Genomic DNA, 25,773 nt, shown 5'->3' on the forward strand with positions numbered 1-25,773 from the left:
CTGATGTTCGATTACGCCTTTCAATTGCGCCTTAAAGTTCGATTATCCCTGATGTTCGATTATAATAGAGTTATCAATGTCCAGCCAGCATCGTCTCCTCGGGGCGAGGCGCGTTCTGGTGTTCGCTCGTTTGCTGCTGCGGTGCAGTCGGCTTGATGCGGCGGATAAACCAGCTCAGCACGAAGCCGCACAGCGCGAGGCTTGCCGTCACGAGGAAGGTGTCGCCGAAGGCGCCGATGGCCGCTTCCAGCGGATTGGGTCCCTTGTACGCCTCCATGACTTGGGCCGAGTGGCTGGAGAGATAGCCGGTCAGCCCGGCGATTGCGAAGGAGACGATAACCTGCTGGGCCGAGTTGGTCAACGGGGTGACCCGTCCGACCAGGTCGCGCGGCGCGGTGTTCAGCAGATACGTGTTCATCGTCATCATCGACAGCCCCATGCCCGCGCCAAGCAGGAACAGGTTCAGCATGATCACCCAGAGCGGGCGCTCAAGCGTGATCTGCGACATGAGGAGCAGAGCCGAGGAGATAAAGACGGTGCCGACGATGACGATCGGCCGCGCGCCGATGCGGTCGAAGAGCCGTCCGCCGATCGGCATGAACAGCATCGAGCCGAGTGCCTGCGGGACCAGGATAAGTCCCGTCTGGAATGGGGTATAGTCCTTGACCTGCTGCAGCATAAGCGGAACGAGAAGAATCGAGCCGAAGAGGGCGGCGAACAGAATCCAGGACAGGATGATGCCGTGCGAGAAGGCGAAAGAGCGGAACACGCGCAGCTCCAACAGAGGCTGGCGGTGGCGAAGCTCGACCGCGATGAACAGCAGCAGCGCGATGCTGCCTCCGATGCTGCCGGTCAGCGCGCCAGCGGAGCCCCAGTCGCTCCCGCCCTCGCTGACGCCGTATGCGAGCAGGGCGAAGGCGATCGGCCCGAGGATCATGCCCAGAATGTCGAGCGCCGGCGCCTTGCCGGCCGCGAACGCGGGCAGGAACCGCAGGGCGACGATAATCGCGGCGATGCCGATCGGCACGTTGATGAGGAAGATCCACTGCCACGACACGTATTCGACGAAGTAGCCCGACAGCACCGCGCCAAGCGGCGGAGCCATCAGAATCGGGATGCCGAGCGTGCCCATGACCGATCCCCGGTGTTCCGGAGGTGCGATTCTGAACACCATCGCCATGCCGATCGGTGCGACCATGCCGCCGCCGAGTCCTTGCAGCACGCGGAAGAAGACGAGTTGCTCCGGGCTTCCGGCGAGCGCGCACAGAGCGGAGCCTGCCGTGAACAGGGCGATGGAGGCGATAAATACCCGCTTGGAGCCGAACCGGTCGGTCATCCAGCCGGCGAGCGGGATGACGGCCGACAGCGCCAGCGTATAGCCGGTGACGGCCCACTGCAGCGCATGGAGTGTGCTGCCGAAGTCGTCGACCAGAGTCGGCAGCGCGACATTCACGACGGTCGTATCGAGAATAACCATAAACATGCCGAGGATGATGGCAAGGAGCGGCGGGAGCAGTTTTTTCATCGAGAACGGCGCGGCGCTCGGTGAGCTTGATACGGAATCGGTTGCCATAAATTAACCTTCTTTCCTGGGGAACCGTTGACGATTTCCCTCATTTGCGATATCTTGACCGTATGGTTTTCTGTAGAACCGAACGGTCAAAAATGTCCGTGGCCTAGTTTTATCCTTTTCGGAAAGCTTTGTCAACCCCTATTTTTGCAAACGGAGGGTCGTCCATGAGTATCATGAAGAAAAAAATCGTGGAGTCCGCGGAGCGGCTGTTCACGGAGAAGGGCTACGACGCGACTTCGATTCAGGATATCGCGGACGATTGCAGCATCGCCAAAGGCTCGTTATACAAATTTTTCTCATCCAAGGAAGATCTCTTCATTGAAATATTGGAGGAGCGGCGGCTGGAGATGATCGAACAGATGGAGCGCATCCATGAAGCTGCGTCGCTCTCGTCCCGCGAGAGGTACGTTGCCGAGATCGAGCGCCAATTGCAGTTCCTTCTTACGCACAAGCTCTTCGTAACAAATGCTCGCGGCGAACGGATGCCGCAGGAGAATGATCGAATCGGTCCCTATCTTTTCCAGATGCGCGCCCGCCTTATGAATTACAATCGCGAGTTGCTCGTTCGGCAGTACGGGGAAGAGCTGAGGCAGCTCTCCTGGGACGCCGTCGTTATGCTCACCGCCATGGCCAAGGAATTTCTGTTCCAGGTTGCGGCATCGGGCAAGCCGCTAAGCGTACAGGAATTGTCGCCCTATATCGCGGAGCGGATGGACGATCTGGTGCAAGGGCTGCTGAAGCGCGAAGTCAAGCCGATGCTGACGGATACGTTGATGGCGGAGATCGCGTCGTGCTCGCCGGAGACGCTGCGCGAGACGGCGCAACGGTGCAAGAATCTTGTGCTCGAGCGGATTGCGTCTACGATTGCGGAGCTGCAGGTGCCGAATTCCCGCAAGCGGGACCTCGAGCAGGTGGTGGAGCTGCTTAAGCAGGAGGGGGAGAACCCGGAGCCCCGGAGGTTCCTGCTGCTGGCTCTGCTGAACGAGTTGGCGAAGGAGCGCGAGCTCGAGCCGTATGCGCTCCAGATGCGGATGTGGGTGGAGAAACTGGTGAAATCCTGAGCTTGATCGGCGGGTATGTGCGTGCATGTCCAAATTGGAAATTCACCCATAAAAAGGAGTTGCAATTCGGGCGAATAGATGTTATTTTTAGTTTCGTTGACAACACAATAGGAACCAGGATTCACTCAGGAATGGATTGCGGTGAGATGCAATTTCCCTCGAGAAGTGAATGACGTAGGTCCTAGCGGATGAAATCGAGCTTCACATTTTATTCCTAGGAAGGGGGAACCGGAAGATGGAATACTCTACTTTCGGGCGACACGTTACGGTTGATGCTTGGGGTGTCGAATTCGACCTATTGAACAACGCGGAAGTTCTCCAGTCGCACATGGTTGAAGCTGCGGAAAGCTGCGGCGCAACCGTTCTCTCGGTTCAGGCCAGGCAATTCGAGCCGCAAGGCGCGACGGTTCTCGTTCTGTTGTCGGAGAGTCACCTCTCCATTCATACGTATCCGGAGAGAGGTTTTGCCGCAATTGACTGCTACACATGCGGCGAGACGGTCGATCCCCAGCTTGCGATCGACTACCTGGTTGGCGTGCTCAAGCCGGTCAGCACACACGCCAAGAAGCTGGTCCGCGGACTCGGCGAGATCAAGGTCGAAGATCCGGCCCGCAAGCAAGCGGAGCTGGTTTAATCCGAAGCTGGCCGAACGGTTCCGGCATACAATAACGACGCTGCGAATTCAACAAAGCCATGGGGGTTCTCCTATGGCTTTTTCCTATGCGTTCCGCGTCCGTCCCCGAATAAGATGATCGCCGCTCGGGCAACAATAGGTAAAATACGGGATTGCATGGACTGGCAAGCGCGAATTCGCATGTTCGCAAACTTTTCATAAAACCTTCATGACGTGCGCGACAACTATGCTATAATAATGAAAGTTAATTGCAGCGTGCAGCACTCTTACGGAAAGGCAGGTGAATGGCCTTGCATTTGATCGTGGTCGGCTTGAACTACCGGACGGCGCCCGTCGAGGTACGGGAGAAGTTCGCGTTAGCGGAGCAGGACCTTCCTCAAGCGCTGAAGGCACTCAGACGCACGATGGGCATCCTCGAAGGAGTCATCGTTGCGACCTGCAACCGTACGGAGATCTACGCTGTCGTGGATCGGCATACGCTCTGCGGGCACTTCATCCGCTCCTTCATGGAGATGTGGTTCAACGTCCCGCGGATGGAATTTAATCCTTACCTGTTCATGTACGAGGACGATCAGGCGATCGAGCATCTGTTCAAGGTGGCGTGCGGCCTCGATTCCATGGTGATCGGCGAGACGCAGATTCTCGGCCAGGTGAAGGACGCGTTCCTGCTCGCCCAGCAGCAGGGCGCAACCGGAACGCTGTTCAACAAGTTGTTCAAGCAGGCGATCACCGTCGCCAAGCGGGCTCACAGCGAGACGTCGATCGGCGAGAACGCCGTCTCGGTCAGCTATGCGGCGGTCGAGCTCGGCAAGCGGATCTTCGGACGGTTTGACAACAAGAAGGTCATGATTCTCGGGGCCGGCAAGATGAGCGAGCTGACGGCGCGCCATCTGAGCTCGAACGGAGCGAAGGAAGTGTGGGTCGTGAACCGGACCTTCTCCCGGGCCGAGGAGCTGGCGGATAAGTTCGACGGCATTGCGATGCCCCTGGAAGCCGCCATGGACAAGCTGCACGAGGCGGACATCGTCATCAGCAGCACGGGCGCGAACCGCTACATGCTGAGCAAGGACATCGTGGAGAGAGCGATGCAGAAGCGGAAGGGCAAGCCGATGTTCCTGATCGACATTGCCGTGCCCCGGGACATCGATCCGGCGATCGCGGGACTTGCGAACGTGTTCCTCTACGACATCGACGATCTGGAGGGCATTGTGGAGACGAATCTATCGAAGCGCAAGAAGGAAGCGGAGCTGATCGAGACGATGATCTCGGACGAGCGGGAAGCCTATCGCCAGTGGTATGCGACGCTTGGGGTCGCCCCGCTGATCCGCGGGCTGCAGGAGAAGACGGCTTCCGTCCACGAACGGACGATGGAGAGCCTGCTTCGCAAGCTGCCCGATCTGGACGAGCACCAGATCAAGGTCATCAGCAAGCTGACCAAGAGCATGCTCAATCAAGTTATTCACGACCCGATCCTGAAGGTCAAGGAGATGTCCGCGGAGAAGCGCGGCGGGGCCGTTATGGACACCTTCACCGAGCTGTTCGCCCTGGAGGAGGATGTCGACCGTCTGAAGGCGGAGATGAACGCGCAGGAGAAGTCCCGCGCGGCCGATTACTCCGCGAGCAGAGAAGCGAAGCCAGGCGAGAAGCAGACGGCGGGCGCTTCCTTGCTCTCCCAATTAGCCGGAGCGCTTCGCTGACGAAGCGCCTCATATCCCGTGAAGGGACACGGGAGGGACTCTCGAATGTTGACGAACGATTGGTTAACCGATGCCGTACTGTATATTTACGCCCTGAGCCTGCTGTTCTTCGTATCCGACGTTGCCTATGGCAAGCGGAGCGGGAGACGGATCGGCACAGGGCTGCTTGTTTTCGCATGGATCCTTCAGACGTTCTTCCTGCTTAACCTGCTGTTCTCCCATCTGGACAACCCGGACGTGACGTTCCAGGAATACGTCTTCTTCGTCTCCTGGATTCTGCTGTCGGTCTCCTTCGTCATCGATCTGTTCTTCAAGGCGCAGCTGCTGGTGCTGCTCGTCAACGTCGTCTCGTTCGCGGTGTTCGTGGTCAACCTGCTCGGAAGGCCGCAAGGAGGCGGCGTGTCGCTGGCATCGGGCGAGGTCGCTCACCGGCTGCTGATCATTCACGTGGCGATGGTCACCCTGGCATTCGTCGCGTTGACGATCTCCGCGCTGCTGGCGGGAATGCATCTGTTCCTGAACGAGCGGCTGAAGAAGAAGCGGTTCGGGCTGCTGATCACGCGAATGCCGAGCCTGGAGACGCTGGACAAGATCTCGTTCCATTCGAGCATCGTCGGCGTCCCGCTGCTGCTGATCTCCCTGTCGACGGGAACGGCGGCGTTCTTGCTGGAGGAGCGGTATTCCCGGATCTTCGACCTGCGGGTGCTGCTGTCGTTCGCGGCTGCGGCCGTGTACATCGTCTATCTCGTGCGCAAGGGGACGAATCCGAACGCCGGCACGAAGGGGGCGCGCTGGAATCTGTACGGGTACCTGCTGCTGATCGTCGGCTTCTTCGCGAGTTCTCTGTCGGAGTTCCATAATTGGCTGTAGAAGCTATTGGCTGCAGAAGACGGGCGGTTGTTGGAAGAAGAGCGATGGCAGGAAGACGAGGTGGGCCAAAATGGTACCCGGATACCCGGTCGTGCTCCATCTGGAGAACCGGCTGTGCGTCGTGGCGGGAGGCGGCGCGGTGGCGGAGAGGAAGGCTGCGGGGCTGCTGGAGGCGGGAGCGAGCGTGCTTGTTGTCGCGCCGACGCTTGCGCCGCAACTGAAGAGGTGGGCGGAGGAAGGCCGAATTCGGACGATAGAGCGGGCGGCCGAGCCAAGCGATCTCGACGGCGCCGCCTTGCTGTTCGCCGCAACGGACAAGCCGGAGATCAATCGTCTCCTTGCGGAGGAGGCGAGAGCTCGCGGCATTCCGGCGAACCTGGCCGACCGGGGGGACGAAGGGGACTTCGTCACCCCGGCGGTCGTGCGCCGCGGCCGGCTCCTCTTCGCCGTGAGCGCGTCGGGAGCGGGGCCGGCGTTCGCCTCCCGGCTCGCGGCGGAGCTGTCCGAGCGCTACGGGGAAGAGTATGCCCGCCTCGCGGAGCAGCTCTATAAGCTGCGCCGGGCGGTGCTCGCCTCCGTGAGCGATCCGGCGCGGCGGCGGAGCTTGCTGCGGGAGGCCGTCGCGGACCGGGCGATCGAGCTGTGGAAGGCGTGCCCGGCGGACGTCCCGGAGGGCGAGCTGCTCGGGCTGCTGCTGCGGCTGGATAAAGAGAAGGACAAAGAGACATAGAGATCAGATCGCTTCGCCATTACATACCACTTACGTTCCAATACAGGAGGACGTCATGCGTACCATTATCGTAGGAAGCAGACAGAGCGCGCTTGCCATGACCCAGACGGGACAGACGATCGACCGGTTGAAGGAGGCTTGCGCCGCGGCCGGGCTCGACTATGCGTTCGAGGTGAAGCCGATCGTCACGCGCGGCGACCGCATTCTGGACGTCACGCTGTCCAAGGTCGGCGGCAAGGGGCTGTTCGTCAAGGAGATCGAGCAGGCGCTTCTGGACGGGGAGATCGATTGCGCCATTCACAGCATGAAGGACATGCCCTTCGATCTGCCGGAGGGGCTGACCATCGGCGCGGTGCCCGAGCGCGAGGACCCGCGCGACGCGCTCGTCAGCCGGGAAGCGAGCTCGCTTCGGGAGCTGCCCGAGGGAGCCAAGGTGGGGACGAGCAGCCTTCGGCGCGGAGCCCAGCTTATGGCGCTCCGTCCGGATCTTAAGATTGAATCGCTGCGCGGCAATATCGACACCCGGCTGAAGAAGCTGGAGACGGAAGGCTTCGACGCGATTCTGCTCGCTGCCGCCGGCCTCAGGCGAATGGGCTGGGGAGATCGGATCACGGCGCTGATCGAGCCGGGAGATTGCCTTCCCGCCGTCGGCCAAGGGGCGCTGGCGATCGAATGCCGCGAGAACGACGCCGAGGTGACGGCGCTGCTCGCCCTGCTGAACGATCCGCGGACGGAGCGCGCGGTGCGTGCGGAGCGCCGCTTCCTCGGGCTGCTGAACGGCGGCTGCCAGGTGCCGATCGGCGCTTATGCCGAAGCGGCCTCGGGCGACGCCAGCTCGGCGATCAAGCTGACGGCGATGGTCGCTTCCCCGGACGGCAGCTCGGTGCTGCGCGCCGAGGCGACGGGCACCGACCCGTTCGAGCTTGGGAGCCAAGTGGCGAAGGAGCTGCTCGCCAGAGGCGCGGACCGAATTCTGGACGAAGCGAGGGAATAGGCGATGCCCACAGGCAAAGTATATCTGGTCGGGGCGGGGCCCGGCGATCCGAAGCTGATCACGGTGCGGGGCCTCGAGGCGCTTCAGCGCTCCGAGGTCGTCGTCTACGACCGGCTGGCCGGACCGCAACTGCTGAACCGGATTCCGGATCATGTGGAGAGAATCTACGTCGGCAAGCGTCCCGACCGCCATACGATGAAGCAGGAGGAGATCAATCGGCTGCTGGTCGATCTGGCGCTCCAAGGCAAGACGGTATGCCGGCTGAAGGGCGGGGACCCGACCGTCTTCGGCCGCGTCGGAGAGGAAGCGGGCTTGCTGCGGCAGCACGGGATCGATTACGAGATCGTTCCGGGCATCACGTCGGCGATCGCGGTGCCAGCGTATGCCGGAATTCCGGTCACGCACCGGGAGCTGGCATCCTCCTTCTCCGTCGTCACGGGGCATGAGAGCCCGGACAAGCTGGATCGCTCGATTCAATGGGACAAGGTGACGAACGCGACGGGGACGCTGCTCTTCCTGATGGGGGTCGCGAAGATCGGCTACATCAGCGAGCAGTTGATCCGGTACGGGAGGCCCCCGGAGACGTCGGTCGCCCTGGTGCGCTGGGGAACGAGAGCCGAGCAGGCGACGCTTGTCGGTACGCTGGCCGACATCGAGGCGAAGGTCAAGGAGGCGAACTTCCAGCCTCCGGCCGTTATCGTTGTGGGCGATGTCGTGAAGCAGCGCGAGGAGCTGCAGTGGATCGAGAGGAAGCCGCTGTTCGGCCGGCGGGTTCTCGTCACCAGGGCCCGGTCGCAGGCGAGCGAGCTGGCGGACCGCATCGACGAGCTCGGGGGCGAGCCCTACGAGTTCCCGGTCATCGAGACGCGGCTGCCGGAGCGGCCGGAAGCCGTTCAAGCGATTCGCGAGGCGCTGGCTTGCGCCGAAGCGTACGACCTCGTTGTGCTGACGAGCGTGAACGGAGTCGAGTATTTCTTCCGCTGGCTGGAGCGGACCGGCACGGACATTCGCCGCTTCCACAAGGCCGAGTTCGCGGCCGTCGGGCCGAAGACGGCGGAGGCGCTGCGCGCGCGGGGCATCACGCCGTGCCCGCTGCCGGAGAAGTTCCACGCGGAGAGCCTGCTGGACAGTCTCGGCGGGCGCGTGAAGGCCGGGCAGAAGGCGCTGCTGCCGCGCGGGGATCTCGCCCGCGAGCTGCTGCCGAAGGAGCTGGGCGCTCTCGGTGTGGAGGCGGTGTCCGTGGACGTCTACGAGACGGTGCCGACGGGACGGAAGGACGAGTTCCTGCTGGAGCTTCTTCGGGAGGGCGGCATTCACGCGGTCACGTTTACAAGCTCCTCTACGGTGACGAACCTGATCGAGGCGCTGAAGGGGATGGGCGAGGAAGCGCCGGCCGAGCTGCTGGCCGGGGCGAAGCTTGTCTGCATCGGTCCGATTACGGCGAAGACGGCGGAGAAGTACGGTCTGTCCGTTGCCGCCTGCTCCGAAGCATCGACGATTGACGGCCTCGTGCAGACGCTGATCGACAGCCTCTGATTGGACTGGAACGACGACGAACGGAGTCATAACGAATGGAATTTTAGAACGAACAAGGAGATGACAGGCATGAGCTTCCCAACGATTCGACATCGCCGATTGCGCAGTTCCGCCGCGATGCGGAACCTGGTGCGCGAGCATTACTTGCATGTGAACGATCTGATTGCGCCGATCTTCGTGATCTACGGCGAAGGGGTCAAGAACGAGATCCCGTCCATGCCAGGCGTCTATCAATGGTCGATCGATCGGCTGGAGGAAGAGGTGCGCGAGCTGACGGAAGCTGGCATCCAGGCGGTGCTGCTGTTCGGCATTCCCGAGCACAAGGACAGCGTCGGCACGGGGGCATACGGGGAGGACGGCATCGTTCAGCAGGCGACCCGCCGGATCAAGGAGCTCGCGCCGGAGCTCGTCGTCATCGCCGATACGTGCCTGTGCGAATTCACGGATCACGGCCATTGCGGCGTGGTGCATCATACGGCGGGCAGCGCCGTCGTCGACAACGACGAGTCGCTTGAGCTGCTTGTGCGCACGGCCGTCTCCCAGGCGCAGGCGGGCGCGGACATCATCGCCCCGTCGAACATGATGGACGGCTTCGTCGCCGCGATCCGCAAGGGGCTCGACGAAGCGGGCTTCGCGGACATTCCGATTCTGTCGTATGCGGTCAAGTACTCTTCCGCCTATTACGGGCCTTTCCGCGAGGCGGCCCAGTCGGCTCCGCAATTCGGCGACCGGAAGACGTACCAGATGGACTCGGCGAACGCGCGCGAGGCGCTTCGCGAAGCGCAGTCCGATATCGAAGAGGGAGCGGACATGCTGATGGTGAAGCCGGGGCTCGCCTATCTGGACATCCTCCGGCTGCTCAAGGACCGCTTCGATCTGCCGGTGGCCGTCTACAACGTCAGCGCCGAATATTCCATGGTGAAGGCCGCGGCGCTGCGAGGGTGGATCGACGAGCGGGCCATCGTGCTGGAGACGCTGACCGGGATGAAGCGGGCGGGCGCCGACATGATCATCACGTACCACGCCAAGGATGCGGCCAGGTGGCTGCGGTCGTAAGACGGCCAGCGAACTTATGCCCGCAGCTTGTCCAATTGCAGGCGGTACTCCTGGTCGCGGATCAGCAGAATGCCCTTGATCTCAAGCTCGAGCAGCGATTCGCGCAGCGCCGAGATGGAGACGCCCGCCATCCGGGACAGTTCTTCGTAATTAAGCGAGACGCGGAAAATAATCGAGGAGCCTTCCCGTCGCCCGTGCTTGTTGGCGAGCAGAATGAGGTTCTTGAGGATGCGGGTGCGGTCGTCGAGGAACGTGAGGTCGTTCACGTGCTCGTTCGTCGCGCGTTGCCTGCGGCTCAGCTCCTTGAGGATGCACCTGACCATATCGAAGTGCTCCCGCAGGAGCCCCATGAAGCTGTCGCTCGAGATCTCGAGCAGCATCGTCCGCTCGAGCGTCTGGGCGGTCGCGGAGCGCGGGCGTCCGTCAAGCAGCGCCAGCTCCCCGAAGCTCTCGCCGTCGGCCAGGGCGGTGAGCACCTTCTCTTCGCCGGAGGAGCTGCGGTTGTAGATCTTGATCGAGCCGTGAAGAATGACGTAGAACCGGTCGCCGGGCTCCTTCTCGCGGAATAAGACGGTGCCTGCGGAGAGCGTCCGCTTCGTCGCAATCTGCAGGACGCGCTCAAGCTGCTCGTCGGTCATGCCGTCGAACAGAGGAACCTTGCGCAGCCATTGAATCATGGAGATCATCCTTCCGGGTATCGGTTACAAATAGTTTACCACAGAGTTTTCCAATTCAGATAGCAGGGATGTGTCGAACATGTCAGAAACTCGTCGAATCCGCTCCGATTCCCGTTCCAAAGAAGCGTTCGAACGCGCGAAGCTTGTCATTCCGGGAGGAGTGAACAGCCCGGTTCGCGCCTTCAAGTCCGTCGGCCTCACGCCGATAGTTATCGAACGCGGGCAAGGAAGCCGCATCTACGATATCGATGGACAGAGCTATATCGACTACGTGCTGAGCTGGGGACCGCTCATCATCGGGCACGCCCATCCGGAGGTTGTCGCGGCGCTGCAGGAGGCTGCCGCCAAGGGAACGAGCTTCGGCGCGCCGACCGAGCTCGAGACGCGGATGGCCGAGCTGGTGTGCGAGCGGATGCCGTCCGTCGAGATCGTCCGCATGGTCAACTCGGGCACGGAGGCGACGATGAGCGCGCTGCGGCTCGCCCGCGGCTACACGGGACGCAGCAAAATCCTGAAGTTCGAAGGCTCCTACCACGGCCACGCGGACAGCCTTCTGATCAAGGCGGGCTCCGGCGTGGCGACGCTTGGCCTGCCGGACAGCCCGGGCGTGCCCGAGAGCGTGGCGACGCATACGATTACGGTTCCTTATAACGACATCGAGTCGGTCAAGCTCGTGTTCGAGAAGTTCGGGGAGGAGCTGGCCGCCGTCATCGTGGAGCCGGTCGCCGGCAACATGGGCGTCGTGCCGCCGCTGCCCGGCTTCCTGCAAGGGCTGCGCGACCTGACGACGAAGTACGGCGCGCTGCTTATCTTCGACGAAGTCATGACCGGCTTCCGCGTCGGCTATCACAGCGCTCAAGGCTTGTACGGCGTTCTGCCGGACCTGACGTGCATGGGCAAGGTCATCGGCGGAGGGCTGCCGGTCGGGGCGTACGGCGGACGCCGCGACATTATGGAGCGGATGGCGCCGGTCGGGCCGATCTACCAGGCGGGCACGCTGTCCGGCAACCCGCTCGCGATGACCGCGGGCTACGAGACGCTCAGCCGCATGACGGCCGACTCCTATCGCGAGCTGGAGCGCCTGGCGGTTCGGCTTCAGGCGGGGCTCGAGGACGCCGCGGCCGAATTCGGAGTTCCTCTAACCGTCAACCGGGTGGGCTCGATGGTTTGCCCGTTTTTCACCGAGCGGCAGGTTATCAACTTCGAAGTGGCCCGCTCGTCCGACACCGACCGGTTCCGCGCCGTGTTCGCGCGCCTGCTGGACGAAGGGATCAACATTCCGCCGTCCCAGTTCGAAGGCTGGTTCCTGTCCACCGCCCACACGGAAGCCGACATCGACACGTCGATCGAAGCGTTCCGCGCCGCCCTGTCCGCTCTCTGATGTCTGTCTTATAGGGAAGCTCCCGCCGACGGCCCGATTCCGGGTCGTTGCCCGGGGGCTTCTTGCTTTGTCTATATCTATAGGCATGCCCGACTCCGCGCGGCATATAGATAAGTAGTAAGCTGTGCCAACCCCGCATGGGCGGTAGGCAGAGACAACTCCCCCCGAAAGGAGGACTACGCTTGTCAGAGTCGTACAACGGGCTGCGCTTCGATATCTTCGAGAGAGTGCATCTTCCGGAGGATGTAGCCGCCATCGAGGAGCTCGAGGAGATTGAATTGGTTCCGCATATGCAAGCATTGCCGATCGGCGATCAGATCGTTCTGCGCGGCCACCTTCTGCTGACCGGTTCTTATCAATCGCAAGACGATCTGGCGCAAGAGGAAGAACGGTCCGAGGTCAGGCAGTTGGAGCACTGGATTCCCGTGGAGATCTCGCTTCCGCTCGGCCGGGTCGAGAGGCTGGAAGATCTGGCGGTGGAGATTGATAACTTCGACGTCGATCTGCTGTCCACTCGGTCGCTTAACGTCACGGGCGTTCTGGGGTTAAAAGGATTGCAGGTGTCGGTGCCGCAAGCGCCGGTGTGGCAGGAGGACAGCTTCACGGTAGTGCATCAGGCGCCGCTGGAGGCTCCTCGGCCTTACGGGCTGGGCGGGTTCGCGAACAGTCGGAACGAGCCCGGGGCGGAGGCTGAAGCCGGTTCCGATGTCGGCGCAGGAAGCGGCGGAGCGGGAGAATGGGCAGGCGGATGGACGGGCGCAGGTGCCGGGTCCGGGGCCGGCGTTGGGCAGAGCTACGGGGCAGGTGCAGGTGGGGCAGGTGCAGGAACTGGTCCGGGCGCTGGAGCAGGAGCAGGAGCCGGGGCCGGAAAAGGTGCAGGTGCAGGAAAAGGTGCTGGAGGAGCAGGCGGCGGAACGGGAGCGGGATTGGGCGGTGCAGGAGCTGGCGCTGGGTCGGGTCAGGGGACCGGGACAGGCGCCGGCGAATGGGACGGATTTGCCGCGGGTTCCGGGGCCGGCGGCGGACCGGGGGCCGAAGGTGGGTACGGAGCCGGAGCCGGTGCGGGTGCCGGCGGTGCATCGACGGGGTATCCTTCCGCGGATTATTGGTTCGGTTCGCATAACCAGCAGGGAGACCGGGAACGCGCAGCGCAGCCGGAATACGGCGGCGCGTCGGCTTCTGCACCATCGCCTCTGCAGCCGCCGACCTCCGTTCCGTTTGCTCCGCCTGCCGGTTTGCCCGGCCAGGCGGACTATGCTGCCTCCGCCTATCGGCCGGAGGAGTCCGCTTCGCACGGCCAGTCGAACGCCGCCGCCCCGGCGGATCAGCAGGCATGGGGCGACGTGACGCTGGATCGGCCGGAGACGGAGCAGGAATGGCTGCCGGAGACTCCGCAGGCCTCGCCGGCTTCCGCAGCTTCTGCGGCGCAAGCGCCGCCTGCCGAAGAGAAGCAGGAGCTCAAGGTCGCCGTTAACTCGAAGGCGGCGGAGCCGGCGCCCGCGATCCAAGGCAGCGGCGTCGGGCTGCTGTCCCAGCTCGGAGACAAAGGAGCGAAGCGCGAAGCCGAGCTTCGCTTGGCGGAGGAAGCGACTCAAGCGTCCGCAGCCGCGGCTCCCGGGGCGCCCGCGGTGTCCTCGTCGTCTGCGTCATCCGAAGCGTCGGGAGACGAGGTGGAATGGACGCGGCTTTTCCTGGCGAAGAGCGATTCGGCGAACTCGTTCCGCAAGTTCAAGCTCTGCGTCGTGCAGCGCGAGGACACGCTGGATGCGATTGCGAGCCGCTACAACGTGCAGACGCGCGAGCTGCAGCTTCACAATCGGCTCACGGAGCCGCATGTGTCGGAAGGGCAAGTGCTGTACATTCCGTAAAGCGGCACGGCTGCGAGAGCACAAACGGCGGTAACAGGGAAGCGAACCTCCCTGTTACCGCCGTTTTTTGTTGCCGGTGTGCTTCTGCCGCCTGTCCGCCTCCCCGTCTATGGGGGCCATGTGCCGAATTTATGTGAAAAACCACATTCGCCGCTCCCCCAAACGGGGCAATTTAAGGATTTTGTGCGAAAAACCGCATTCATTCGGCATACGGAAGGCCACTTGATCCGAATATATGCGAAAAACCACATACATTCAGCCATAGAGGGGGATTTGCGCAGAATGTATGTGAAAAACCACATAAAATCGACGAGTCGCGAGCCACTTAGGCCTCCGGGGAAGCGAACCACGACCCATATGAAGTAACTATAGGCGCGAGGCGGGACAGAGCAGCGAATGTTACTCAAGTGCGGCATCGGAGCTCGTATGGCGGGTGCAGACGAGTAACTGAACGCCGATGTGGACTTGCTGCGCTCCGCATGAGAACCAAACCCCGCCCCTCTCGTTCCGCCTCTCGTTCCGCCTCTCGTTCCGCCTCCCACCCCCCGTTCGCTCATCTCCGCCATGCCGTATTGACTGACCCCCCGCAAAAAAGGTATCATAGTGGAATAAAGACGAGGAAAGGGAATAGTATGCCACTCGCCCCTACAGAGAGCGGAGCCGGTGCCCCACGTGAGCATCGCTGCAAGGTTCCGCAGGCTGGCCGATGCAGAAGTCGCCCTGGAGTCTCTCGTTCGAAGCAACTGCTTGAAGCAGGAGCCGTAGAGCGGGGCGGCGGCAGCCGTTAACATGCGTTCGAGCGCCGACCAACCTCTGCCAATTCAAGGCGAAGAGGTCCGTCGGAATGAAGGTGGTACCACGGAAGCGAGCCTTTCGTCCTTTGTGACGGGAGGTTTTTGTATTTTTTTGACCCTAATCTCGTTGTTCCTTTGATTGCTGTCCCTGATTTTTGTCCCTATGGAGGAATGTTGTTAATGAGCGAAGCGCAAGAACGGAATACGATCAGCATGCCTACGACTTACGACCCGACGAATGCCGAGCGCAAGTGGTACGACGCTTGGATGACGGGCGGATACTTCAAGGCCGGTCTTCGGCCGGACGCCCCCAAATACACGATCGTGATCCCGCCGCCCAACGTGACGGGGATGCTTCACATCGGCCATGCTCTCGACTTCACGCTGCAGGATATTCTGATCCGCTTCAAGCGGATGCAAGGGTTCGACGCGCTGTGGCTGCCGGGCACCGACCATGCCGGCATCGCGACGCAGACGAAGGTCGAGCAGAAGCTGCGCGAGGAAGGCAAGAGCCGCTACGATCTCGGGCGCGAGGCGTTCCTGGAGAAGGTATGGGAGTGGAAGGATCAGTATGCGGGCACGATTCGGAGCCAATGGGCGAAAATGGGCCTGAGCCTCGACTACTCGCGTGAACGCTTCACGCTCGACGAGGGGCTGTCGAAGGCGGTTCGCGAAGTGTTCGTGCGGTTGTACGAGAAGGGGCTGATCTATCGCGGCAAGCGGATCATCAACTGGGACCCGGCCGCACGCACGGCCCTGTCCGACATCGAGGTCGAATACAAGGAAGTGAACGGCCACCTCTATCACCTGCAATATCCGCTCGCGGACGGCAGCGGCTTCCTGACGGTCGCGACGACCCGGCCGGAGACGATGCTGGGCGATACGGCGGTTGCCGTTCATCCGGAAGACGAGCGCTACAAGCACCTGATCGGCAAGATGCTGAAGCTGCCGATCGTCAGCCGCGAGATTCCGATCGTCGGCGACGAATACGTCGAGAAGGAATTCGGCAGCGGCGCGGTCAAGATCACGCCGGCGCATGACCCGAACGACTTCGAGGTCGGCGGCCGCCACGATCTGCCGCAGATCATCGTCATGGACGAGAGCGGCAAGATGAACGAGAACGCCGGCCCGTACCAGGGCATGGACCGCGCCGATTGCCGCAAGGCGATCGTGAAGGACCTGCAGGAGCAGGGCGTCTGCATCAGGATCGAGGACCACGTTCACCAGGTCGGCCACAGCGAGCGCTCCGGCGCGGTCGTCGAGCCGTACCTGTCGACGCAGTGGTTCGTCGCGATGATGCCGCTGGCTGAGAAGGCCATCTCCTCGCAGAAGTCGGGCCAAGGCGTGAACTTCGTGCCGGATCGCTTCGAGAAGATCTACCTGCACTGGATCGAGAACGTTCGCGACTGGTGTATCTCCCGTCAGCTCTGGTGGGGCCATCGGATTCCGGCCTGGCACAACGATCAGACCGGCGAGCTGTTCGTCGGCACGGAAGCTCCGGCGGGAGCGGACGCGGAAGGCTCTCCATGGCGGCAAGACGAGGATGTGCTGGACACGTGGTTCAGCTCGGCGCTGTGGCCGTTCTCGACGCTCGGCTGGCCCGAGAATACGGATGACCTTAAGCGCTACTACCCGACCGACGTACTCGTGACCGGATACGACATCATTTACTTCTGGGTGGCTCGGATGATTTTCACCGCGCTCGAATTTACCGAATCCATCCCGTTCAAGGATGTGCTCATTCACGGTCTCGTTCGCGATGCGGAGGGGCGCAAGATGTCCAAGTCGCTCGGCAACGGCGTCGATCCGCTCGAGGTGATCGAGAAGTACGGCGCGGACGCGATGCGCTACATGATCTCCACCGGCAGCACGCCGGGGCAGGACTTGCGCTTCCGCTGGGAGAAGGTCGAGCAGGCGCGCAACTTCGCGAACAAGATCTGGAACGCCTCCCGCTTCGCGCTGATGAACCTCGAAGGCTTCGCGGCGGAAGACATCGATCTGTCGGGCGAGCTGTCGACGGCGGATCGCTGGATTCTGCATCGCTTGGGCGAGACGGCGCGAGACATCACGCGTCTGATGGAGAGCTACGAGTTCGGAGAGACGGGCCGCCTGCTGTACAACTTCATCTGGGACGATCTGTGCGACTGGTACATCGAATTCGCCAAGCTGACGCTGTACGGCACGGACGAAGCGGCGAAGAAGAGCACGCAATCGGTGCTCGCCTACGTGCTGGACCGCACGCTGCGCCTGCTGCATCCGTTCATGCCGTATCTGTCGGAGGAGATCTGGCAGCACTTGCCGCACGAGCCGGGAGAGACGATTACGCTGGCCGCATGGCCGCAGTACAATGCCGCGTTCGAGGCTCCGGAAGCGGTGAGCGAGATGGGCTTGCTCATGGATGCGATTCGCGCCGTGCGCAACGTTCGCGCGGAAGTGGGCGTGACGCCGGGCAAGAAGGTCGAACTGCTCGTCAAGCCGACGAACTCAGCGACAAGCGGCATTCTGAAGCGGAACGAGGAATACTTGCGCCGCTTCTGCAACACCTCCTCGCTGACGCTCGACGATGCGCTCACTCCGCCGGACAAGGCGATGACGGCTATCGTGACGGGCGCGGAGCTGTACCTGCCGCTCGCCGGCCTGATCGACATCAGCCAGGAGATCGCGCGGCTTGAGAAGGAACTGGCGTCGCTTAATTCCGAGGTTGAGCGGGTGGAGAAGAAGCTGTCGAACGAAGGCTACATCGCGAAGGCGCCTGCCCACGTCGTGGAGCAGGAGCGGGCCAAGGGCGAGGATTACCGGGATAAGCGGGACAAGGTGCTCGCTCGGATCGCCGAGCTTCGCGGCTAATGGAGGCGCAGCAGCATGAGTGAACGGCAAGGCAGTGAACGGCAAGACAGTGAACACGAAGACAGTGAACGCCAAGGCAATGAGCGGCAAGGCGAGCTGAGGACGGCGGCCGAAGCCGTCGAGTGGATCACGGGACTGGCGCCGACAATCGGCATCCGTCCCGGCCTCGAGCGCATGGAACTGCTGATGGAGAAGCTGAACAATCCTCAGCGCAGGCTGAAGTTTATCCATGTCGCCGGAACGAACGGCAAGGGCTCCGTCTGCTCTTATCTGGAGAGCGTGCTCCGGCATAACGGCTACGATGTGGGGATGTTCACGTCCCCTTACATCACGTCTTACGCCAATCGGTTCATGTACAACGGGGAAGATATCGCGGACGAGACGCTGCTCGCGCTGGCCAATCGGCTGAAGCCGCTCGCCGAGGAGGTCGCGGGCACCGAATGGGGTCCTCCGACGATGTTCGAGATCACGACGGCGATCGCGATTCTGTACTACGCGACGGTGGCGTTCCCGGACTACGTTGTATGGGAGACCGGACTCGGGGGCAGGCTGGACGTGACGAACATCGTCGTTCCGCTGATCAGCGTCATCACGAACGTCGGCCACGATCACATGGACATTCTGGGCTCGACGCTGGAGGAGATCGCCGCCGAGAAGGCCGGCATCATCAAGTCGGGCGTTCCGGTCGTCTCTGCCGCGAGCCAGCCGGAGGTTGTCGAAGTGATCCGCAAGACGGCGGCGGCGAAGAAGGCGACGTTGTATTTGCTTGGCGAGCAATTTTCCTATGAGCGGTTGTTTGCTTCCGAGCAAGGGCAGTCGTTCTCGTTCGAAGGCACGTTCCGCCAGTACGATTCGCTCGATATCTCGCTGGTTGGTTCCCATCAGGTGACGAATGCCGCCACGGCGGTCATGACGCTTGATGTGCTGCGGCAGTTCTACGCGACGATGGTCGACGAGGAGACGCTGTCGGAGGCGCTTGCGAATACTCGCTGGCCGGGGCGGCTGGAGATGGCGGGGACGAATCCGCGTATTCTTCTCGACGGCGCGCACAACCCGGAAGGGATGGCGGCGCTGGCCGACGCTCTGGAAGACGTATATTCGTTCGATACGCTTAATGTAATGGTCGCGATGATGCCGAATAAGAATCACGATCAATCTCTTAAGCATATACTGCCAATGGCGAATTCGTTGATCGTTACAGAACCGGATTTCCATCGGAAAATGAAAGCCGAGGATCTGGCCGAGCTGGCGGAGAAACTGAGGAGCGAGCTTGGAGGTCCCCGGAATATCGTCGTCGAGCCGGATTGGAAGAAGGCGCTTGACCTTCTCGGCGAGATGGCAGAGCAAGGAGGCGAGCGAACGTTGTCGGTTGTCACGGGTACGCTGTACCTGATTGCCGATGTCCGTTCGTGGCTGCTCCATCAAACGAAATCAGACAAAGGCTGGTGAAACGTCGTTGCGAACGGAACAGCGCGTACATTTTATCGGCATTGGCGGCTACGGGATGAGCGCAATCGCCCGTGTCATGCTGGAGATGGGGTATGAAGTCACAGGGTCTGACGTCGCCCGCCAGGAGCTCACGGAGAAGCTGGCGGCGAAGGGCGCCCGCATCTCGATCGGACACGAGGCGAAGAACGTCCACGGGGCGAGCCTGGTCGTCTATTCGACGGCGCTCTCGAGCGACAACGTGGAACGCAAGGAAGCGGAGCAGCTCAACATTCCGACGCTGCACCGCGCCCAGATGCTGGCCCGAATTCTGAACGATCGCGCGGGCGTGGCCGTCGCGGGAGCGCACGGCAAGACAACCACCTCCTCGATGATCGCTCTGGTGATGGAGAACAGCCAGCTCGATCCTACTTACATTATCGGCGGCGAGATCGTCAACGTGGGCACGAACGCCAAGGCGGGGAACGGCAAATACGTCGTGGCGGAAGCGGACGAGAGCGACGGCTCCTTCCTGCAGTACCGCCCGTCCATCGCCGTCGTTACGAATATCGAGCCGGATCACCTCGAGAATTACGAGGGCGACTTCGGCAAGCTCAAGGAAGCTTACGTCAAGTTCCTGAACAACGTGCGACCGGACGGCTGCGCGGTCGTCTGTCTGGACGACGGGAACGTGCGGGACATTCTGCCGCAAGCGTCCTCGACGCGAGCGATCACGTTCGGGATCGACAGCGAGGAGGCGGAATACCGCGCCGTCGACATCGAGCTGGGCGATCGCTGTGCGTCGTTCGGCGTCGTTCGCGCGGGTCAGCGGCTTGGCGACGTTCGCTTGTCCGTGCCGGGCCGCCATAACGTCTACAACGCGCTGGCGACGGTTGTCGTCTGCTTGGAAGCCGGCCTCACGCTTGAGCGGATCGCGGAAGCGATTGTGGAGTTCCGCGGTGCCAAGAGGCGGTTCCACGTGCTTGGCGAAGTGAAGGACATGCTGATCATCGACGATTACGCGCACCACCCGACGGAGATCGAGGCGACGATTCTGGCGGCCAAGGCGACAGGCAAGCGGATCATCGCGGTTTTCCAGCCGCAACGCTACACGCGGACGTTCTTCCTGCTCGACGCGTTCAGCCGAGCCTTCAAGGAAGCGGACGAGGTCATCATCACCGACATCTACTCGCCGGCCGGCGAGCAGAGAATCGAGGGCGTGACCTCCCAGAAGCTCGTGGAGCTGATCGCGGCGAACAGCAACCCGAACGTGGCGTATATTCCGACGAAGGAAGAGGTTCAGGCGAACCTCGCTGCACGGATCGCGCCGGGGGATCTCGTTCTTACGATGGGAGCCGGCGACATCTGGAAAGTCGCGGACAGCCTGGCCCGCGAGCTTCGCGAGCAGGCGTAGCGACAACCGTTACGATTGCGGATTGATGGATTACGGATTGACGGATTGCGAATTGACGGATTGCGGAAGAAAGGGGCTGCCTGCTCGGGCGGCCTCTTTTCTTTATCGCAGAGCCGCAGCGCCCCCATTCGGATCTATCCGAGAGGAACGGGCCCCGGCGATAAAGTTGGCGAACCCGCTGAAGTTGGTGAACCCGCTGAAGTTGGTGAACCCGCTGAAGTTGGTGAACCTGTTGAAGCTGCTGAACACGTTGAACCCACTAAACTCACAAAACCCGCTGAACCCAACAAACTCATATACTGAACCCGCCGACCCCACTGAACCGCTGAACCCACCAAAACTTACAAAACCCGCTGAACCCAACAAACTCACCGAACCTGCTGAACCCGCCAAAGCGACCGAACCTGCTGGCTCCCTGCCGTGCCGCTGGCTACCGAGTTTTATGCGAAAAATCACATTGGCGCAGCCCGAAACGGGCAATTTGAACGATTATATGTGAAAAACTACATTCGTGGAGGAATTTCCGGCCCGAACTGCTGGATGTATGCGAAAAACCACTATGACAACAAGGACAGTTGTCACCCCCTACCATGAAAATTTTTCGAATGAGGTCATCCGCAGTGATGAAAAGCCAACTGCGAAGCGGCAGTTGGCGAGGGCGATGTGCGGGAAACCCGTACAACGACGCTCTGGAGAGGCAGTTGGAGAGGGAGATGTGCGGGAAAACCGTACAACGATGCTCTGGAGAGGCAGTTGGAGAGGGAGATGTACGGGAAATCCGTACAACGACGCTCCGAAGGGGCAGTTGGCGAGGGCGATGTGCCATTAGCGGAGGTTAATTTTCGTATTAAATCACATAAAACAACTCAATTCCCTCTCCAACCAAGCCGACGAATGTGAAAAATCACATAAAATGGCAAGATGAGGGGCGATGACGAGGGACGATGGGCCTCGGATAGAACTAACTCGACCGTGGAGTCGCGACGGGGGCGAAACAAACTGCGTATGGGATCTGCTTGATCGGGGATCGAGGCAGGCAGGAGCGAAGTTAGTTTCGAATGAGATCATTTGGGAGCGAAACGGAGGTCATGAGGATGGAGTTACGGGGACGACAAGCGGCTCGGAGCGACTGTCGGAGAGTGAATAGTCAATTTTTGAGCATTCAGCGGCTCGGGAGTGGCTATCGGAGAGTGAATAGTCAATTTTTGTGCATTAAGTGACTCGGGAGCGGCTGTCGGAGAGTGAATAGTCAATTTTTGAGCATTCAGTGGCTCGTGAGCGACTATCGGAAAGTGAATGGCTAATTTTTGAGCATTCGGTGCCCGGGGAGCGGCTCTGGCGTATGGGGAGATTCGGCGCATTGGGCGGATGGGCGGCGCGGTGTGGCGCGATGGGGAAGGGGCTGGCGAATTCGGTTTTCTCGGCGGGCTTCCTCCGAATCCCTGCATAATCTCTTCATAATCCCCCTCCGGCTCTCATAGGCTGTTAGTAGATTAGAGGACAAGGGGAGAGACCGACTTATGCAGCCTAAAGCGAGAATGACCTTCCGTTTCGATAACGCGGCGCCGGCCGTCAAGGAATCTCCCGCGCAGCCTCCCGTGCAACTGCAAGGCGAGACGAGCTTGTTTGATGACGCGGGACGGGGAGCGGACAATTACCCTGCGGTGCCGGCGACCGAAAGCCGCGCGGAGAAGCGAAAGCAGGCGGGGGACGACGTGCCGATCGCCGGCCAGGCGCAACGCGCCCATCCGCAGCAAGCCGCCCGCGCGAAGCGGGACGCCCTTACGCAGCAGAACGCCCTTACGCAGCAGAACGCCCTTACGCAGCAGAACGCCCGTACGCAGCAGGACGCCGGGGCGGCGCGCAAGGCGCCTTCGGCTCCAGGTTCGGGCGCGGACTTCCAGGCGTGGAACAGTCCGTACCAGGACGATATTTACGCGCTCGAAGAGATGATTCGCACGACCGAGAGGGAGCCGGCGGCCGCTAAGGACGGCATGGTCGAGCTTCAAGAACGGCCGGCGAGGGGGTTCTCCAAGGGCGGGCCGGCACGAGCGGGAGAAGCAGGCGCGGAACGTTCGTCCGGCCCGGCGAGCCAAACGTCCGCAGCGAAGCGGGGAGAGACGATTCCGTTCCCGAAGCCGTACCAGGGGCGCCGTCCAGCCGATATCGCGGAGTCCGATTCGCCCGATCCGCTTGAGATTCCCGAGCCGCCGGAACCGCCGGACCCATTCGACGACACCAGCTACCGCTGGCTTCACGACAGGAGCGGACACCGCCAGGACGGTCCGTCCTGGATGCGCGTGTTCATCACCGTCGTCGGCGCGATTGCGACCGGAGGATTGTTCGGCTACTTGCTGCTCACGCTGTTCACGGGGGAACCGCTGCTTCCGACGCAAGGTGCTCAGAGCGGACAAGGGACCGTCGCGGCGAACGGGGAGGTTCCCGTTCTTGCTGCTCCGGCAACCGAAGCCGATGGAAGCGGGGCTTCGGCAAGCGCAGCAGGCGCGCAAGGTACGGCGCAGGCGGAGACGCCGACGACGGGCGAAGTTGTTCCCAGCGTCAGCCTGTACGTGCTGCAGCACGGGGTGTTCCGCTCGGAGGAGAGCATGAACGAGGCGGCGGAGAAGCTCCGGGCTCAAGGGATCGCAGCCGCAACGGATGCCTCGGACGGATACCGGGTGTATGCGGGCATCTCGCCGACGAAGTCGGAGGCGGACGAGCTTGTGTCCTTGTTGGCGGGAACGGAGGTTTACGTGAAGGCGCTAAGCAGCGATTCGTTCCAGATCGCGGGTGTCGAGGACGTGGACGAATATATCGGCTTCCTGGACGCAAGCGCCAAGCTGTACGGCAAGATCGCCGGCTTCGCGTCGGCAACGCTGACGGGACAGACTCCTTCGACGGACAACGATCTGACGTCGATCCGAACCGCTCACCAGGTGTGGCTTGAGAAGACGGGGCCCGCCGCTTCGTGGATCGAGACGGCAAGAACGTACTCCCAGACCGAGATCGAACAGCTTAACGCGGCCGTAAGCTTGCTTAATTCGTACGGCGAATCGCCCGAGGACGAGCTGCTGTGGAAGGCGCAGACCGCAACCATGAATGCGGTGTTCGCAGACCGGCAATTGCGGTCGTTTATCGAGCTGCAAGCAGGCGGCTGAGCGGTCGAGCGAATCTATCGAATTATTAGGGTTGTCTCAGAACCGCAGTTTTGCGGAGAGGCAACCCTCTTTTATGGAGAGGCGCCGGCGAACGATGTATGAGTATCGATTGCCGATTGCCGCGGGCCCGCAGGCGCTTGGCAAGCGAGTTCCGAGAATGAGGTCCAATTACGCATTGAACCGTCCTCGCTGTCAACGTATAATGAATGGACAAGTGTCAAAAAATGGTGGGGGACGTTGAATCGTGAAGAAAAGCGCATGGGTTCTGGTACTGCTCGTTTTTATCGGCTTGTTGGCGGGAGCGATGGTCGCAAGGTGGCTGGATGACGTCCCCGGCCTGGACTTCCTGACGCGGTCGTTCAAGATCGACTGGTCACCGTCCGCCGACCTGCTTGTCTTGAATTATACGATCCATATCGGACTCGACATCAGTCTCCTCAGCATTATCGGAGCGATTGCGGCCATCTGGGCCTATCGCCGAATGTAAGGTTGAACGAACCGGAAAGGGAAAAATTCGCAATGACAACAAGCGAACCGCAACGCCCGAACAAACGACAGCAATTAGACGAACGACAGCAATTAGACGAAAATCAGCAATTAGACGAAAATCAGCAATTAGACGAAAATCAGCAATCAGACGAAACGCAGCCAACGAGCGCTCCTGCGGCGACCCTCGTGCTCGCCTCCGCTTCGCCGCGAAGGCAAGAGCTGATCGCGAAGCTCGGGCTTCCGGTCATTATTCGCCCGAGCGATGCCGATGAGAACACGCCGCCGGACTGGAGCCCGGCGACGATTGTGGAGGAGCTGTCGCTGCGCAAGGCCAGGGCGGTTGCCGAAGCGACCGATCGCAGCGAGCTTGCGGGAGGCGCGCCGCTCGCCATCGTGGTCGGCAGCGACACCATCGTCGCCTTGGCCGGCGAAGCGATGGGCAAGCCGAAGGACGAGTCCGACGCCGAAGCGATGCTCTCCAGGCTGCAAGGCCGAAGCCATGAGGTATACACCGGAGTCACGCTGCTGGACCCGGGCACGGGACGTGCCGTCACCCGGCACCAAGTGACGAAGGTTCGCATGAAGACGCTCTCGCCGGAGCAGATCCGGCGCTACGTCGCGACCGGCGAGCCGATGGACAAGGCCGGGGCTTACGGCATTCAGGGCGGAGGAGCTCTGCTCGTCGAGAGCATCGAAGGCGACTTCTACGGCGTCATGGGCTTGCCCGTCTCGCTTGTGGCCGGAATGCTGGAGAGCTTCGATATCGTGCTGCCCTGAACCGCTTCAATGTTATCTGACCTCGCGATCTCAGACGATTCCCGCGGCCGACGCGGATAGACGGGAAGAGGAAGCGGAATGGAACAACGCGCTTATACGATAAGGGAATTGCCCGAGGATCAGAGGCCGCGCGAACGCATGATGCGGCAAGGCTCGGAGTCGCTCAGCCACGCCGAGCTGCTCGCCATTCTGCTGCGGACGGGAACCCGCAGCGAGTCGGCGGTGCATCTGGCGCAGCGCATCCTCGCCGATTGCGGCGGGCTTCGCCGGTTCGCGGAGAAGAGCTGGGACGAGCTGACCCACCTGCGCGGCATCGGCCCGGCGAAGGCGCTGCAGCTGCAGGCGTCCATCGAGCTCGGCAGAAGAGTCGCCCGCTCGAGGCTGCCGGAGATGCCTCGCATCACGAAGCCCCAGGACGCGGCAGAGCTCCTCATGGAAGAGCTGCGCCATTATCGCGAGGAGCATTTTATCTGCCTGTTCCTCAACACCAAGAATCAGGTCGTCGGGAGACAGACCCTGTCGATCGGCAGCCTGAACGCTTCGGTTGTGCACCCCCGCGAGGTGTTCCGGGCGGCCATTCGGCGCAGCAGCGCCTCGATTCTGTGCGCGCATAACCATCCGAGCGGGGACCCGAGCCCGAGTCCGGAGGACATTCAGATCACGAAACGGCTGGCGGAGGCGGGGCAACTGCTCGGCATCGAGCTGCTGGACCACTTGGTAATCGGTGACAATCGATATATTAGTTTGAAGGAAAGCGGATGCTTGTAATATAATAAGAAGGATTGTCCCAAC

General features: G+C 61.6%; 20 protein-coding genes. 18 read left to right on the forward strand and 2 right to left on the reverse strand.

Translation table 11 applies throughout. The features are described 5' to 3' along the window. Window positions 1–73: 73 nt before the first annotated feature. Window positions 74–1,573, reverse strand: a complete 1,500-nt coding sequence (locus E6C55_RS03600; protein ID WP_136368407.1) for an MDR family MFS transporter — start codon at window positions 1,571–1,573, stop codon at window positions 74–76. 164 nt (window positions 1,574–1,737) lie between these two features. On the opposite strand from E6C55_RS03600, the gene E6C55_RS03605 reads away from it, so the two are divergent. The 8 genes from E6C55_RS03605 (at window position 1,738) to hemB (ending at window position 10,151) form a co-directional block, all read left to right on the forward strand. Continuing rightward, on the forward strand, window positions 1,738–2,634 hold the full coding sequence (locus tag E6C55_RS03605; protein ID WP_136368408.1) for a TetR/AcrR family transcriptional regulator: 897 nt from the start codon (window positions 1,738–1,740) through the stop codon (window positions 2,632–2,634). Between the two features lie 235 nt (window positions 2,635–2,869). Further along, window positions 2,870–3,268 (forward strand): adenosylmethionine decarboxylase, encoded by a 399-nt coding sequence (gene speD, locus E6C55_RS03610; protein WP_136368409.1) that lies wholly within the window; start codon window positions 2,870–2,872, stop codon window positions 3,266–3,268. 290 nt (window positions 3,269–3,558) lie between these two features. Then, window positions 3,559–4,965 (forward strand): glutamyl-tRNA reductase, encoded by a 1,407-nt coding sequence (hemA, locus tag E6C55_RS03615; protein WP_136368530.1) that lies wholly within the window; start codon window positions 3,559–3,561, stop codon window positions 4,963–4,965. A 45-nt stretch (window positions 4,966–5,010) separates the two neighbouring features. Next, a complete protein-coding gene (gene ccsA / locus E6C55_RS03620; protein WP_136368410.1) occupies window positions 5,011–5,835 on the forward strand; it encodes a cytochrome c biogenesis protein CcsA in 825 nt (274 codons plus the stop codon). A 70-nt stretch (window positions 5,836–5,905) separates the two neighbouring features. Next, window positions 5,906–6,565, forward strand: coding sequence for a precorrin-2 dehydrogenase/sirohydrochlorin ferrochelatase family protein (locus E6C55_RS03625; protein ID WP_136368411.1), 660 nt, complete (start codon window positions 5,906–5,908; stop codon window positions 6,563–6,565). 55 nt (window positions 6,566–6,620) lie between these two features. Then, the gene (gene hemC / locus E6C55_RS03630) at window positions 6,621–7,559 is read left to right on the forward strand and encodes a hydroxymethylbilane synthase (protein WP_136368412.1); all 939 of its coding nucleotides are present in this window, start codon (window positions 6,621–6,623) and stop codon (window positions 7,557–7,559) included. A gap of 3 nt (window positions 7,560–7,562) precedes the next feature. Further along, the gene (gene cobA / locus E6C55_RS03635) at window positions 7,563–9,095 is read left to right on the forward strand and encodes a uroporphyrinogen-III C-methyltransferase (protein ID WP_136368413.1); all 1,533 of its coding nucleotides are present in this window, start codon (window positions 7,563–7,565) and stop codon (window positions 9,093–9,095) included. Window positions 9,096–9,164: 69 nt separating this feature from the next. After that, on the forward strand, window positions 9,165–10,151 hold the full coding sequence (gene hemB, locus E6C55_RS03640) for a porphobilinogen synthase (RefSeq protein WP_136368414.1): 987 nt from the start codon (window positions 9,165–9,167) through the stop codon (window positions 10,149–10,151). A 14-nt stretch (window positions 10,152–10,165) separates the two neighbouring features. Here the strand turns inward: hemB and E6C55_RS03645 are convergent, their stop codons facing one another. Further along, the gene (locus E6C55_RS03645; RefSeq protein WP_168735442.1) at window positions 10,166–10,828 is read right to left on the reverse strand and encodes a Crp/Fnr family transcriptional regulator; all 663 of its coding nucleotides are present in this window, start codon (window positions 10,826–10,828) and stop codon (window positions 10,166–10,168) included. Between the two features lie 79 nt (window positions 10,829–10,907). Here E6C55_RS03645 and hemL point away from each other — a divergent pair, with 79 nt between their 5' ends. From hemL to radC, 10 genes are all read left to right on the forward strand, one after another. After that, window positions 10,908–12,209, forward strand: coding sequence for a glutamate-1-semialdehyde 2,1-aminomutase (gene hemL, locus E6C55_RS03650; protein WP_136368416.1), 1,302 nt, complete (start codon window positions 10,908–10,910; stop codon window positions 12,207–12,209). Window positions 12,210–12,391: 182 nt separating this feature from the next. After that, a complete protein-coding gene (locus E6C55_RS35040) occupies window positions 12,392–14,077 on the forward strand; it encodes a LysM peptidoglycan-binding domain-containing protein (RefSeq protein ID WP_269145533.1) in 1,686 nt (561 codons plus the stop codon). A gap of 974 nt (window positions 14,078–15,051) precedes the next feature. Beyond that, the gene (locus E6C55_RS03660; protein ID WP_136368417.1) at window positions 15,052–17,718 is read left to right on the forward strand and encodes a valine--tRNA ligase; all 2,667 of its coding nucleotides are present in this window, start codon (window positions 15,052–15,054) and stop codon (window positions 17,716–17,718) included. A 15-nt stretch (window positions 17,719–17,733) separates the two neighbouring features. Further along, entirely contained in the window at window positions 17,734–19,167 is a 1,434-nt protein-coding gene (locus E6C55_RS03665; RefSeq protein WP_136368418.1) for a bifunctional folylpolyglutamate synthase/dihydrofolate synthase, read from the forward strand. A 7-nt stretch (window positions 19,168–19,174) separates the two neighbouring features. Continuing rightward, the gene (murC, locus tag E6C55_RS03670) at window positions 19,175–20,557 is read left to right on the forward strand and encodes a UDP-N-acetylmuramate--L-alanine ligase (protein WP_211093511.1); all 1,383 of its coding nucleotides are present in this window, start codon (window positions 19,175–19,177) and stop codon (window positions 20,555–20,557) included. A gap of 166 nt (window positions 20,558–20,723) precedes the next feature. Further along, window positions 20,724–21,056, forward strand: coding sequence for a hypothetical protein (locus E6C55_RS03675; protein ID WP_136368420.1), 333 nt, complete (start codon window positions 20,724–20,726; stop codon window positions 21,054–21,056). A gap of 1,021 nt (window positions 21,057–22,077) precedes the next feature. Next, window positions 22,078–23,715, forward strand: a complete 1,638-nt coding sequence (locus tag E6C55_RS03685; protein WP_230986516.1) for an SPOR domain-containing protein — start codon at window positions 22,078–22,080, stop codon at window positions 23,713–23,715. A gap of 244 nt (window positions 23,716–23,959) precedes the next feature. After that, the gene (locus E6C55_RS03690) at window positions 23,960–24,202 is read left to right on the forward strand and encodes a DUF4321 domain-containing protein (protein ID WP_136368423.1); all 243 of its coding nucleotides are present in this window, start codon (window positions 23,960–23,962) and stop codon (window positions 24,200–24,202) included. 188 nt (window positions 24,203–24,390) lie between these two features. After that, window positions 24,391–24,981 (forward strand): Maf family protein, encoded by a 591-nt coding sequence (locus tag E6C55_RS03695; protein WP_230986517.1) that lies wholly within the window; start codon window positions 24,391–24,393, stop codon window positions 24,979–24,981. 78 nt (window positions 24,982–25,059) lie between these two features. Beyond that, window positions 25,060–25,749 carry a RadC family protein gene (gene radC, locus E6C55_RS03700; protein ID WP_136368425.1) on the forward strand — a complete coding sequence of 230 codons (690 nt, stop codon included), beginning with the start codon at window positions 25,060–25,062 and terminating at the stop codon, window positions 25,747–25,749. Window positions 25,750–25,773 lie beyond the last annotated feature (24 nt).

Source organism: Cohnella fermenti (genome assembly GCF_004801405.1).
Lineage (GTDB): Bacteria > Bacillota > Bacilli > Paenibacillales > Paenibacillaceae > Cohnella > Cohnella fermenti.